Consider the following 13,445-nt stretch of genomic DNA (forward strand, 5'->3'; position numbering starts at 1 on the left):
CGCCCACGGCCCATCCATGGGCCGAGGCGCTTGACGGGCTCCTGCCCGTCACCTCCCTCCGCAAGACCTGCGCTCGGCCTCCTGAAGTCGCAATCTGCGTCGCCTGCACTACCGCGCACTTAGAAGCAAAGGCAAAAGCAAAGGCAAAAGCAAAAGCAAAAAGCAAAGGCGGAACGCTCGCGGGCCTGGATCGCTGCCCTCAGGGCAGCTCATCGGCAAGCAGTTGGCGTACGCGCTCGGCCAATGTGTCCAGATCGAACGGCTTGGTCAGTACGCTCGTCCCTTGTAGCAGCAGGCCGTCGCTCAACGCCGCGCTCTCGTCGTACCCTGTGATGAACAGCACCTTCAATTCGCAATAGACAAGCCTGCATAGCTCGGCCAGCTGGCGACCGTTGGGGCCATCGGGCAGGCCAATATCGGTGAGCAGCAGATCCGGACGCTCGCCTTGATGAAGATGAGCCAGGGCGGACGGGGCACTCTCGAACGCCTCGACCTGATAGCCCAGCTCGTCCAAAACTTCGCCGATGACCAGGCGCAGGGCTGCCTGATCCTCGACCAATAGAATGCGTTGGCCGCTTGTGCAGCAGCTGTCCATGAATGTCCGCTTGGGCTCGCGGACTGGCTCCCTGGGCTGTTGGTCATGACGCGGAAGGTAGAGTTGGACCCGCGTGCCCGCGCCGGGAGCGGAGAGCAAACGCAGTTGCCCGCCCGATTGGCGCACGAAGCCATACGTCATCGAAAGGCCGAGGCCGGTGCCTTGACCCAAGGGTTTGGTCGTGAAAAATGGATCGAACGCCCGCGCCGCCACCTCGGCGGTCATACCGCAGCCGTTATCGATCACGCTCAGGCTTACATAGTCCCCGGCGGGAAGCTCCAGAGGCTGCGCGAGCTCACTGTCGAGCACGATGTTCTCGCCCTGGATATCGATTTTGCCGCCGCCCGGCAGCGCATCGCGGGCATTGATGCACAGGTTGAGCAGGGCGCTTTCCAGTTGCGAAGGATCGATGAAGGTTGGCCATAGTTCGCTGCCGAAGTGGCTACGCAGCGTGATCGACGGGCCTATGCTACGGCGGATGAGGTCTTCCATGTCACTGACCAGCGTCGTGACCTGGGTGGCGAGCGGTTGCAAGGTTTGTTGGCGCGAAAAGGCCAGCAATCTGTGCACCAGCGATGACGCCCGCTTTGCAGAAGTGCTGGACAGCTCCAGCAATGGGTTCAGCTCCGCGTAACGCGCCTGGCCCAGGCGTTGGCGCATCAGTTCCTGAGCATTGAGGATGCTAGCCAGCAGGTTGTTGAAATCGTGGGCGATCCCGCCGCTGAGCTGGCCCACGGCTTCCATCTTCTGAGCCTGGCGCAGCGCTTGCTCGGCAAGGGCCAGGCGCTGCTGCTCGCGCACGCGGCCAGTGACGTCATAGGCGAACAGATAGGCGCCCTGGACGACTCCCTGCGGGTCACGCAGGGCGTTGAAGCGTAACTCGAAGTGTCGCCGATCAGCTGCCTGGCCGAACGCCTCGGTCGTGGTGAACTGTTCACCTGACAGTGCGCGTTGCCACATGGGCAGGATCTGGTGGTAGTCCTGGATGCTGGCGCCCATCAATGCGGGCATGTGATCGCCGACTTGCGGCGTGCACCCGTACAAGCTGTTGAAGTCCTGTTGTGCCTGGCGATTGATCGCCAACCAGCGCATGCCGAAATCGACTACATGTACGTTGGCCACGCTGTGGTCGATGAGTTCGGCAAACAGACGACGCTCGGCCAGCACTTCGTTGACGTGTCGTTCCAATTCTTCATTGAGTAGCTGCAGGGCACGCTCGGCGTTGCGTCGTTCAGTCACATCCTTGAACAACACCGCAACCTGGCGCCGCTGCGCTGGCTCCACACGAAACGTGGTAACCGACAGCACGTGGCCAGTAGCGACCAGTTCCTGCTCGAAGTGCAGCGGCTCGCCGGTGCGCAGCACCTCGCCGTAGCGCGCCACCCAGTCGTCGGCCTCGTCGGGGACCATTTCACGCAGCTTCTGCCCGACCACGTTGGGAATCCCGGCATGCTTGGCGTAGGCCGCGTTGGCGATGATGTGCACATAATCACTGAGCGGGCCGTGCGGGCCATCGAAGAACTCGATGACACAGAAGCCTTCGTCCATGGTGTCGAACAGAAAGCGGAACAACTTGTCATCCACCGCATGCTGATTCGCCAGCGTCGATTCAAGTTCAGCATTGCGCCGTTGCAGGACGTCGATCTGCTGGCGTAATTGATGCAATTCGCGGTGGGGCATGGGCGCGTCCGGCATGGCTCGGTAGCCAACTTTAGCCTGCGCGCCCCGCCGGCGGCTAGAACGATCGCACGATGCGCCCCAGCGTCTCCATGGCCCGCTCGGCATCAGCGTGCCAAGGGCTGCCGTAATTCAGGCGGATGCAGTTACCGAAGCGCCTGGTCGGTGAGAAGATCGGCCCCGGCGCGATGCTGATGCCCTGGGCCAAGGCCATGTGAAACAGCTTCAGCGCATCCATCTGCTCGGGCAGCTCCAGCCACAGGAAGTAGCCACCGGACGGCTGGCTGACCCGCGTCTGTGCCGGGAAATGCCTGGCGATTGCGGCGAGCATATTGGCCTGCTGGCCTTCCAGAGCGTAACGCAGCTTGCGCAGATGGCGGTCATAGCCGCCGTGCTGCAGGTAGTCGGCGATGGCAGCCTGGGCCGGCATCGATGCGCACAGCGAGGTCATCAGCTTGAGCCGTTCGATCTTCTGCGCAAAGCGCCCGGCCGCCACCCAGCCGATGCGATAGCCGGGTGCCAGGCTCTTGGCGAACGAGCCGCAGTGCATGACCAGGCCCTGGGTATCGAAGGCCTTGGCCGGCTTGGGCGCCTGCTGCGAGTAATACAGCTCGGCGTAGACATCATCCTCGATCAGCGGCACCTGGTGGCGCCGCAGCAGTTCCACCAGCGCCTGCTTCTTGGCCTCGGGCATGCTTGCGCCCACTGGGTTCTGGAAATTGGTCATGCACCACACGGCCTTGATCGGGTGCTTGTCCAGATTCTGCGCGAGCGCGGCCAAATCCATGCCTTCGCGCGGGTGCACGGGGATCTCCACGGCTTTGAGCTTGAGCCGCTCCAGCACTTGCAGGCAGGCGTAAAAGGCGGGCGCTTCGATCGCCACCAGGTCACCGGGTTCGGTGACCGCCTGCAGGCAGAGGTTCAGCGCCTCCAATGCGCCATTGGTGATCAGCAGTTCTTCCATGGGCAGCATCAGCCCGCCGACCATGTACCGCAGGGCGATCTGCCGACGCAGCTGCGGGTTGCCTGGCGACAGGTCGGTGACCACCATGCGTGGGTCCATCGCGCGGCTGGCGCTGGCCAGTGAGCGTGACAGGCGCTGCAGCGGGAACAGTTCGGGGCTGGGGAAGGCCGAGCCGAACGGTACGGTAGTCGGGTCCTTGATCGATTCGAGGATGGAGAACACCAGGGCGCTGACATCCACGTCAGTCGACTCGCTCAGCGGTTCCAGCGGTTGCGGTTCACTGAACTGACGCGGTGCATGGGCATTGACGAAGTAGCCTGAACGCGGCCGTGCGCGGATCAGCCCGCGGCGTTCGAGCAGGTAGTAGGCCTGGAACACTGTCGACGGGCTGACTCCGTGGGTCTGGCTCGCATAGCGTACCGAGGGCACGCGCTGGCCGGGGCCGAGCACCCCGGAGCGGATCAGTTCGGCAATGTCGTCGGCAAAGCGTTCGTAACGTTTCATGATGGCTCGGCAAGCAAGGTGAACGGTGAGTGTAAGGGATCAGCGGTTGACCGGCGCCACGAAGCGGCTGCGGGCCACACTGCGGATGGCCGGCTGATCGCTGTCCTGGATTTCGAAGGCCAGTTCCTGCGAGCTGCTGGTCGGGCGTTCGGCGAGCAGGGCGACCGACACCGGCAGCTCGCTCATCTCACCGGCGGGGATGATGAAATCGGCCTTGCCGTGCAGTGCGAAACCCTCGGCATCCAGTAGACGCAAATGGTAACGCTGGCTGTGCTCGGTCTTGTTGATGACTTTGAGCAGGTAGATGTTCTCGACCTGGCCCAGGGCGTTCTCGCGGAACAGGCCACGGTCCTTGATCACGTCCAGCGACACCATGGGGCGCAACTGCAGGGCGGCGACCAGGGCGCCGATCATCACCAGCAAGGCGACGGCATAGCCCAGCAGGCGCGGGCGCAGCCAGTGGGTGGTACCGCCTTGCAGGCTGTGTTCGGACTTGTAACCGATCAGCCCGCGCGGGTAGCCCATCTTGTCCATGACGTTGTCGCAGGCATCGATGCAGGCGGCGCAGCCGATGCAGGCCATCTGCAGGCCTTGGCGAATGTCGATGCCGGTCGGGCAGACCTGCACGCACAGGGTGCAGTCGATGCAGTCACCCAAACCCTGTGCGTGGGCGTCGCTGCCTTTCTTGCGCGGGCCGCGTGCTTCGCCGCGGCGCGGGTCGTAGGCCACGGCCAGGGTGTCCTTGTCGAACATCACGCTCTGGAAGCGCGCATATGGGCACATGTGCAGGCACACCGCTTCGCGCAGAAAGCCGGCGTTGATGTAGGTGGCGGCGGTGAAGAACACCACCCAGAACAGCGCCACGCCGCCCAGTTGCAGGCTTAACAGCTCCACGGCCAGCGGGCGGATGGGCGTGAAGTAGCCGACGAAGGTCAGCCCAGTGATAACGCCGATCGACAGCCAGAGGCTGTGCTTGAGCGAGCGACGCGCCAGCTTGCGCAGGCTCCAGGGCGCGGCGGCGAGTTTGATGCGTTGGTTGCGGTCGCCTTCGGTGACTTTCTCGCACCACATGAACAGCCAGGTCCACACGCTCTGTGGGCAACTGTAGCCACACCAGACACGGCCGGCGTACACGGTAATGGCGAACAGGCCGAAGGCGCAGATGATCAGCAGCGCAGACAGCAGGATGAAGTCCTGCGGCCAAAAGGTGGCGCCGAAGATATGGAATTTGCTGCTGGACAGGTCCCAAAGCACCGCCTGGCGTCCGTTCCAGTTCAGCCAGGCGGTGCCGAAGAACAGCACGAACAGCAGGCCGGCAAAGCCAATGCGCAGATTGCGGTAGAGGCCGGAGAAACTGCGGGTTTGAATACCGCTGGCGGCGGGCCGCCGTGGGGAGGCCAGTTCGATAAGGTCGATTCTGTCGGTCATGGCAACGGTGCTCATCAGGCCTTCGATCAGGCATGAGCACTATGGCCCTCAAGCTGTTTTCAGCACAGGCTCAGATTTGACGTGAAAAACCGTATCAGATAGCCGCCATTGTCCGCTGAGCCTCAAATTACCGAGCCTGGGACGCTTGCCTTCAGGTGCCTGCGGCTATCCACCGCACCTGCCACCGTCAAGGCGTCTGCTTCGGTTTCGGTGATTGGCACGCGCTGGCCGGCCAGCAGTGCCACGGACATGTGCAGCTGCTCATCGGTGATGATCTCGATGTCCGGGCCTTCGCCTTCAATGCGCAGGTCTTCACCGATGAGGGTGCAGCGGCGGGTGCTTTCTTCGATTTCGACGGGCATGGGGTGATCCTCCAAAGTGCGGTTACAGGTGTGACCGCTGGCGGTCCAACGTGATTCCATGATTCCGCTGGGCGGGCACTTTGCCTGATGTGCAAGGGTCAACCCTTAAAGGAGCCTCTGCCGGCCTCTTGGCGGGTCAAGCCCGCTCCCACAATGACAGCAGCAGTGCCGGAATCTGTGGGAGCGGGCTTGCCCCGCGAAGAGGCCAGCACAGACAACACACAACTGGCATTCGAGACCATCCGATGGACCTCATCTGGCAAACGCTTCAAGCAGAATTTGCCGACATCACCGACGCTCAGGAAGTCGTGCGCATCGTTCTGCGACTGTTGATGGCAGCGGTACTGGGCGCAGTGCTGGGTTTCGAGCGCGAGCACAAGGGCAAGTCCGCCGGTGTGCGCACGCACATGCTGGTTTCGATGGGCGCTGCGTTGTTCGTTCTGGCGCCAAGCATGGCGGGCGCCGATGAGCAGGCGTTGAGCCGGGTGATTCAGGGTATTGTAGCCGGCATCGGATTTCTCGGCGCTGGCACGATCCTCAAAGGTAACGGCCAGGACACCAGCCATGTCAAAGGGCTGACCACCGCCGCCGGCTTGTGGATGACGGCCGCAATTGGTACCGCTGCAGGCATGGGGCGCGAGGCCACGGCACTGATCAGCACGCTGCTGGCGTTGCTGGTGCTGGCGACGATGCCGTTGGTGGTGGATAAGGTCGAGGGGGAGAACGAGGAGAAACAGCAGGAGGAGGAGGGCAGGAAGCACTGAGGGGAGCCGAAGCTCCCCTCAAAGCGTTGTTGCCTGCTCTTTTCTTATTATTGAGACGGGCCTTTTGTTGTTTTTGTAGGCCTGCCTTGGTGTTGCGAGCGACCCCCATCCGGGGTCAAGGGCAAACGTATTTTTTTGAGCGCTGACGCTGCTTTCATCCAGAGGATCCGATGCTGACGGCCGCTACCTTGAGGTAGTTTTATTGTTCTGTGCCAGATCGCGGGGCGCACCCCTGAAAAGCCTGTCTACTCCAAAAAAATCTGCTTGCTGCGCCTCTGCCGTGTTGTTCTTGTTATGTCAGAGCCGTTATCTGTTGTTTTTATTGAGTGTCACGATTTTTGTTGTTCTTGTACCAAAGATATAGCAGGTGCCGTGCCAACTTTTACAAACCCTTTGAAATCAATGGTTTAGATAAATTGGCGAGAATCGGCACGCCGGATTTTCTGCCGATTTGTTTCCCTGTTACCCGATTTTTTGCTGAAAACTGTGGGGCGGTAACACACCACCCACACTCCTGTGACAACCGTGTGAACCTCAGTGCGCGCTGCGCGCTCGTGCCACACGCGAGCCGTTGGCCCTGCCGAGTACGTTGCTGATGCGCTGCCCTGCAGCGATCAGGCGGTCGAGGTCGATGCCGGTTTCAATCCCCAGCCCTTGCAGCAGGTACACCACATCCTCGCTGGCGATGTTGCCCGTGGCGCCTTTGGCATAGGGACAACCGCCCAGGCCGGCCACCGAGCTGTCGAACACACTGATGCCCTCGAGCAGGCTGGCGTACACATTGGCCAGCGCCTGTCCGTAGGTGTCGTGGAAGTGGCCGGCCAATTGCTGGCGAGGTACCACGGCCGAGACCACGTCGAACAACCGACGGGTATCCCCGGCCGTGCCGGTGCCGATGGTGTCGCCCAGCGAAACTTCGTAGCAGCCCATCTCATGCAGGGCCTTGGCCACCGGGGCGACCTGTTCGGCACTGACCTTGCCCTCGTAGGGGCAGCCCAGCACGCAGGAAACGTACCCGCGCACCCGCACACCGTGGCTGCGCGCCGCCTGCATGATCGGCTCGAAGCGCATGAGGCTGTCACTGATCGAGCAATTGATGTTGCGCTGGGAGAATGCCTCGGAGGCGGCGGCGAACACGGCCACTTCCTTTACCCCAGCGGCCAGGGCGTCCTCGAAGCCACGCAGGTTGGGTGCCAGGGCCGCGTAGGTCACGCCTGGGCGCTGCTGAATGCCGGCGAACACCTCGGCGGAGCCGGCCATCTGCGGCACCCACTTGGGCGAAACGAAACTGCCGACTTCGATGTAGGCCAGGCCGGCGTCGGTCAGGTCGTCGACCAGCCGCACCTTGTCGGCGACGCTGATGGGTTGCGCTTCGTTCTGCAGGCCGTCGCGGGGGCCGACTTCGACCAGGCGGACTTTTTCGGGCAATGGCATGGCGGGGTTCCTGTGGCGGGTCAACGGTTGTCGTTATGGTTCAAGGTCGCGGCCAGGGCTTGTTCGCAGCGTTCCTGGGCGGTGTCCAGTTCCAGTTGCATCTGGTGGATGTCGAGCATCTGCTGTTCGAGCTGGGCGCGACGCTCGGCGATCTTCGCCAGCATGCTGTTGAGCTGCTTGAGGTTGCCGCTGGTGGGGTCGTACAGCTCGATCAGTTCGCGGCATTCGGCCAGCGAGAAACCAATGCGCTTGCCACGCAGGATCAGCTTCAGGCTGACCTTGTCGCGTGCTGAATAGATACGTTCCAGGCCGCGGCGTTCGGGGCTGAGCAGGCCCTGTTCTTCGTAGAAGCGGATGGCGCGGGTGGTGATGTCCAGCTCGCGGGACAGGTCGGAAATGCTGTAGGTCTGGCTGCTCATGCTTGGGCTCGGCGTGGGGTATGGCGGTATCCTGAATGCAGGTTTACGTATACGTCAAGCAGGGCGGCGAAACCCGCGCATCAGTCAGGTTGTACCGAGCGCCGATAGCCATTGGCTGTCTGCCCGCTCAAGCGCTTGAAGAACCGCGCAAAATAAGTGGGGTCACTGAACCCCAGGCTATCGGACAATTGCCCGATGCTCATGCGCGTGTAGATCAGATTTCGCCTCGCCTCCAGCAACAATCGCTGATGCACCACCTGCAGCGCGGTCTGCCCGCTCAACGCCCGGCACAGTTGATTGAGTTGCAGGCTCGAAATGTTCAGTCGCGCGGCAAAATCTTCCACGGACAGGTGCTCACGGAAATGCGCTTCGACCAGGCGCAGGTATTGCCCGAGCAACTGGCGGTCACGTTCGTCGCGGTTGCGCGGCGCCTGGCCCAGTTGCTGGCGACGGCTGATCCACACCATCAGCGCGGTCACCAGGGCTTCGAGCAGGGTCGACCTTGCAGGCGCATGGCCCTGGTATTCCTGTTGCAGGGTCTCGATCAGCTGGCGCAGGCGCAGGCGGTCCTTGCCCAGCGAGTAGCACGCAGGGCGGGTCAATACACTCAGCGGTGCGCCCAGGCGCTGTTCCAGGCCAGCCACCAGCGCCGTGCCGAAGGTCAGCACATGGCCCTGGATATCGGCGCTGAAGCGAAAACCGTGCACGGTCAGCGGCGGCACTACCTGGATAGCTGCTTCGCTGATGGTGCTGTGTGCCCCCTCTATCTCTACCTCGGCCTGGCCACGTTGCACATACAGCAACTGAAACAGCTCGGCGTGCTGGTGCGGCTTGATCTCCCAATGGTGCAGGCGACTGCGCGTCGGAATCGACTCGCAGTGCAGCAGGTCGGTGCCGGGCCAGGCCTGGTTTTCGCCGTACAGCTGGAACAATGGGACGCCCGCAAGGGTGGATTTCATGCTGTCACGCCTGTTCGTTAATCGAACGATTTTTGTAAAAGTGCAGGTTTTGCATCGGATAGCACACCTATTTGGCCGCTGCAGCCCGTAAAAATGCAAGTGCAAACCCCATAAGCACGAGACAACAACAATGAAGACTCAGGTTGCAATCATCGGCGCAGGCCCGTCTGGCCTGCTGCTCGGTCAATTGCTGTACAAGGCTGGCATCGATACCGTCATTCTCGAACGCCAGACCCCGGAATACGTGCTCGGTCGCATCCGTGCCGGCGTGCTTGAGCAGGGTACCGTCGACCTGCTGCGCGAGGCCGGTGTCGCCGAACGCATGGACCGCGAAGGGCTGGTTCACGAAGGCGTCGAGCTGCTGGTCGGTGGCCGCCGCCAGCGCCTGGACCTCAAGGGCCTGACCGGCGGCAAGACCGTGATGGTCTACGGCCAGACCGAAGTCACCCGTGACCTGATGCAGGCGCGCGAGGCCAGCGGGGCACCGATCATCTACGCCGCCAGCCATGTTCAGCCTCACGAACTCAAGGGTGAACGGCCGTACGTCACGTTCGAGAAAGATGGGCAGAGCCACCGCCTGGACTGCGACTACATCGCCGGTTGCGACGGTTTTCACGGCGTCTCCCGGCAGAGCATTCCCGAAGGCGTGCTCAAGCATTACGAGCGCGTCTATCCCTTTGGCTGGCTTGGGCTGTTGTCCGACACCCCGCCGGTCAATCATGAACTGATCTATGCGCACCATGAACGGGGCTTCGTGCTGTGCAGCCAGCGGTCGCAGACGCGCAGCCGGTACTACCTGCAAGTGCCGCTGACGGAGCGGGTTGAGGACTGGTCCGACGCGCGTTTCTGGGACGAGCTCAAAGCCCGTCTGCCTGAGGACGTGGCGGCGCGGCTGATCACCGGCCCGGCGCTGGAGAAGAGCATCGCGCCCCTGCGCAGCCAGGTGGTCGAGCCAATGCAGTATGGCAACCTGTTCCTGGTCGGCGATGCCGCGCATATCGTTCCGCCCACGGGGGCCAAGGGCCTCAATCTGGCGGCTTCGGACGTCAATTACCTGTACCGGATTCTGCTCAAGGTCTATCGCGAAGGGCGTACCGATCTGCTGCAGCAGTATTCACCGCTGGCACTGCGCCGGGTCTGGAAAGGCGAGCGGTTCAGCTGGTTCATGACCCAATTGCTGCATGATTTTGGTGAGCATAAGGATGGGTGGGATCAGAAGATGCAGGAGGCGGATCGGGAGTATTTCCTGTCGTCCGAGGCGGGGTTGGTGAACATTGCCGAGAATTATGTGGGGTTGCCGTTTGAGGAGGTGGCTTAGGCTGCCAACGCGCTCGCCGATCGGTTTGTAGTGTTCTTGAGATCGAGCGCCGCCCGCGCGGCGCATCGCGGATGAATCCGCTCCTACGGTTTACCTTTGGCCAGTTTTGTCAGTGACATCTTCACTGCCAGCCTTGATGCTTGGCCGGAGGTAAACCGTAGGAGCGGATTCATCCGCGATGCGCCGCGCGGGCGGCGCTCGATCTTGAAAGCGCCGAAAACCTCACGGCATGCACTTCGAAAGGACCCAACCCATGCATTTCCCAACACACCTGATTGGCGCCCTGTGCCTTGCCGCCGCTCAATGCGCCCATGCAGACCTAATCCTGCCAGCCCCACCCGAACTCCAATCCGGCTACCGCACCGCCCTGCAACCGGTGCACGCCACCCAGCACATGGCCGCCGCCGCCAACCCCCTGGCCAGCGAGGCCGGCCGAGCAATGCTGCGCGCCGGCGGCAGTGCCATCGACGCGGCCATCGCCATGCAGATGGTCCTCACCCTGGTCGAACCGCAATCCAGCGGCATCGGTGGCGGGGCATTCATCCTCTACTGGGACGGTAAGCGCGTGCAGGCATTCGACGGCCGCGAAACCGCACCGGCAACCGTCACTCAAACGCTGTTCCTGCGAGCGGACGGCACCCCGATGCCGTTCCGGGACGCGCAGATCGGCGGCCGTTCGGTAGGCGTGCCCGGCGTGCTGCGGGCGCTGAAGCTGGCACACGACCAGCATGGCAAGCTGCCCTGGCGCGACCTGTTCACTCCCGCCATCACCTTGGCACGCAATGGCTTCCCGGTTTCCCAACGCCTCAATACCCTGGTGGCGGGCGATCCTTTCATTGCACGTTCACCGGCCATGGCCCGCTATTTTCTGGATCAACAGGGCCGGCCCCTGGCAGTAGGAACGCTGCTGCGCAACCCCGACCTCGCGCAGACCTTCGAGCGGATTGCCGGTGAAGGCGTCGATGCGTTCTACACCGGCGAGATCGCCGAAGCGATCGTTGCCAACGTGCGCACCCATGCCAATCCCGGCCACCTTTCCCTGAACGACATGCGCCAGTACCAGGCCAAGGAACGCACGCCCGTGTGCGGTCCCTACAAAGCCTGGCAGATCTGCGGCATGCCGCCGCCGTCCTCGGGCGGGGTGGCCGTGCTGCAGACGCTGGGCATCCTCGACGCACTGCACCGCGCCAACCCGCAACGCGATCTGGCAAGCCTGCCCCCTCGCGCCACGTCGTCGGTGGCAGGCCTTGAACCTGCCCCACTGGCCGTCCACCTGATCGCCGAGGCTGAGCGGCTGGCCTACGCCGACCGTGCCCAGTACCTGGCCGACAGTGATTATGTGCCGGTCCCGCTCAAGGCCTTGACCAGCCCTGCGTACCTTGCTGGGCGCGCCGCACAGATCGGTGACTTCAGCATGAAATATGCGCGCCCAGGTAAACCCGAAGGCGCGGACCTGGCCATGGCGCCGGACCGCTCGCCGTTGCGTATTTCCACCTCGCACCTCAGCGCCGTCGACGACAGCGGCCAGGCGCTAGCCATGACCACGTCGGTGGAGGCCGCGTTCGGCTCGCACCTGATGGTCAAAGGCTTTCTGTTGAACAACCACCTGACCGACTTCTCCTTCATCCCGCAGGAAAACGGCAAGCCAGTGGCCAACCGTGTCGAGCCCGGCAAGCGTCCACTGTCCGCCATGGCGCCGACCTTGGTGTTTGCCCGCGACTCCGGCGAGCTGGTGGCCAGTCTCGGATCACCCGGCGGCTCGCAGATCATCGGCTACGTGAACAAGGCATTGATCGGCCTGCTGGACTGGCATCTCGACCCGCAGCAGGCCAGCAACCTGCCGAATTTCGGCAGCCGCAATGCTGGCACCGAAGTGGAGGCCGGCCTGACCAGCCCCGCGCTGATCCGCCAACTGGCAACTTGGGGCCACGAGGTCACGCCCATGGTCATGACCAGCGGCATGCAGATCATCCAACGCACCGCCGAAGGTTGGTCGGGTGGCGCCGATCCGCGTCGTGAAGGCGTGGCGCTCGGCGATTAGCCGTGGTAGAAGTCAGGGCTTGCCATTCAGAAGTCGAATACAGAGATGTCCATCAGCGTTAAATCGAATAGAGCCCTGTTCGACCTCGACCTGCTGCGCGCGATTGTCGTCGTGGCCGATTGCGGCAGCTTCACCACCGCCGCCGCACGCTTGCACTCGACCCAGTCGACCATCAGCCAGAAAGTCCGCCGCCTCGAAGACATGGTCGGCCACCGCCTGCTGGTGCGCGGCAACCGTGACGTGCTGCCGACCGATGCCGGGCAGACGTTGCTTGGCTATGCCCGGCACATGCTGGCGTTGAACGACCAGATGCTCGAAGCGCTGGCAGGCGCCATGGTCGGTGTCACCGTGCGCCTGGGTGTGCCCGAGGACTTCGTCGGTGGGCGCACCACCAACGCGCTGTCGGCGTTCAGCCGGCTGCATCCTCAGGTCAAGCTGGAAGTCACCAGCGGCCTGTGCCGCGACCTCAGCCAGGCCTACGACAATGGTGAACTCGACCTAGTGCTGCTCAAGCAGCGGCGCAACAGCCGCGAGGGGGTGGCCTGCTGGCCCGAACGCCTGCAATGGATCGACAGCGCGCGCATGCCGTCCTTCGAGCTCGACCCAATCCCGCTGGTAACCTTCCCGCCGCGTGGTCTGTACCGCGAAGACATGATCAGCGCCATCGAAGGCATGGGCCGGCGCTGGCGGATCAGCTTCACCAGCTCCAGCCTCAGCGGCATTCAGGCGGCAGTGGCCGACGGCATGGGCATCAGCCTGTTGCCGCCACGGGCGGCAACCGCTGAGCATCGGGTGATGGGGGAGACGCAGGGGTTGCCGGAGGTGGACAGCTACGAGATCGTCATCGTCCATCGGCCTACGGCGGATGTGATGGTCAAGGCGTTGGCCGAGGTGATGACCGAACTGCTCGCCGGTGGCGGAATATGAGCGTGCAAAATGATACCTGTGGGAGCGGCTTCAGCCGCGAACGCCGGCGAAGC

At 63.0% G+C, this 13,445-nt stretch carries 11 protein-coding genes; 4 read left to right on the top strand and 7 right to left on the bottom strand.

Translation table 11 applies throughout. The features are described 5' to 3' along the window. Positions 1 to 199: 199 nt before the first annotated feature. The 4 genes from ACIPZF_RS25320 to ACIPZF_RS25335 all read right to left on the bottom strand — a co-directional run bounded on the left by ACIPZF_RS25320 (position 200) and on the right by ACIPZF_RS25335 (position 5,530). Positions 200 to 2,275, bottom strand: a complete 2,076-nt coding sequence (locus tag ACIPZF_RS25320) for a PAS domain-containing protein (RefSeq protein ID WP_400804583.1) — start codon at positions 2,273 to 2,275, stop codon at positions 200 to 202. A 55-nt stretch (positions 2,276 to 2,330) separates the two neighbouring features. Then, a complete protein-coding gene (gene mapR, locus ACIPZF_RS25325; RefSeq protein ID WP_400804586.1) occupies positions 2,331 to 3,740 on the bottom strand; it encodes a GntR family transcriptional regulator MpaR in 1,410 nt (469 codons plus the stop codon). Positions 3,741 to 3,779: 39 nt separating this feature from the next. Then, entirely contained in the window at positions 3,780 to 5,168 is a 1,389-nt protein-coding gene (gene ccoG / locus ACIPZF_RS25330) for a cytochrome c oxidase accessory protein CcoG (protein ID WP_400804666.1), read from the bottom strand. A gap of 122 nt (positions 5,169 to 5,290) precedes the next feature. After that, entirely contained in the window at positions 5,291 to 5,530 is a 240-nt protein-coding gene (locus tag ACIPZF_RS25335) for a DUF3203 family protein (protein WP_400804589.1), read from the bottom strand. A gap of 245 nt (positions 5,531 to 5,775) precedes the next feature. On the opposite strand from ACIPZF_RS25335, the gene ACIPZF_RS25340 reads away from it, so the two are divergent. Then, positions 5,776 to 6,294: an MgtC/SapB family protein gene (locus ACIPZF_RS25340; RefSeq protein ID WP_400804591.1), complete on the top strand. Its 519-nt coding sequence runs from the start codon at positions 5,776 to 5,778 to the stop codon at positions 6,292 to 6,294. A 534-nt stretch (positions 6,295 to 6,828) separates the two neighbouring features. Here ACIPZF_RS25340 and ACIPZF_RS25345 read toward each other — a convergent pair. The 3 genes from ACIPZF_RS25345 to ACIPZF_RS25355 all read right to left on the bottom strand — a co-directional run bounded on the left by ACIPZF_RS25345 (position 6,829) and on the right by ACIPZF_RS25355 (position 9,106). Then, positions 6,829 to 7,728 carry a hydroxymethylglutaryl-CoA lyase gene (locus tag ACIPZF_RS25345; protein ID WP_400804593.1) on the bottom strand — a complete coding sequence of 300 codons (900 nt, stop codon included), beginning with the start codon at positions 7,726 to 7,728 and terminating at the stop codon, positions 6,829 to 6,831. Between the two features lie 20 nt (positions 7,729 to 7,748). After that, on the bottom strand, positions 7,749 to 8,147 hold the full coding sequence (locus tag ACIPZF_RS25350) for a MerR family DNA-binding transcriptional regulator (protein WP_400804595.1): 399 nt from the start codon (positions 8,145 to 8,147) through the stop codon (positions 7,749 to 7,751). Between the two features lie 80 nt (positions 8,148 to 8,227). Further along, complete coding sequence (locus tag ACIPZF_RS25355) at positions 8,228 to 9,106, bottom strand: helix-turn-helix domain-containing protein (protein WP_400804597.1); 879 nt, start codon at positions 9,104 to 9,106, stop codon at positions 8,228 to 8,230. Between the two features lie 130 nt (positions 9,107 to 9,236). On the opposite strand from ACIPZF_RS25355, the gene pobA reads away from it, so the two are divergent. The 3 genes from pobA to ACIPZF_RS25370 all read left to right on the top strand — a co-directional run bounded on the left by pobA (position 9,237) and on the right by ACIPZF_RS25370 (position 13,392). After that, positions 9,237 to 10,424: a 4-hydroxybenzoate 3-monooxygenase gene (gene pobA, locus ACIPZF_RS25360; RefSeq protein ID WP_400804599.1), complete on the top strand. Its 1,188-nt coding sequence runs from the start codon at positions 9,237 to 9,239 to the stop codon at positions 10,422 to 10,424. Between the two features lie 253 nt (positions 10,425 to 10,677). Continuing rightward, positions 10,678 to 12,465 (top strand): gamma-glutamyltransferase, encoded by a 1,788-nt coding sequence (gene ggt, locus ACIPZF_RS25365; protein WP_400804601.1) that lies wholly within the window; start codon positions 10,678 to 10,680, stop codon positions 12,463 to 12,465. A 45-nt stretch (positions 12,466 to 12,510) separates the two neighbouring features. Next, complete coding sequence (locus ACIPZF_RS25370; protein WP_400804603.1) at positions 12,511 to 13,392, top strand: LysR substrate-binding domain-containing protein; 882 nt, start codon at positions 12,511 to 12,513, stop codon at positions 13,390 to 13,392. The last annotated feature ends 53 nt before the right edge of the window (positions 13,393 to 13,445 follow it).

Source organism: Pseudomonas sp. NPDC089752 (assembly GCF_044748725.1).
Classification (GTDB): domain Bacteria; phylum Pseudomonadota; class Gammaproteobacteria; order Pseudomonadales; family Pseudomonadaceae; genus Aquipseudomonas.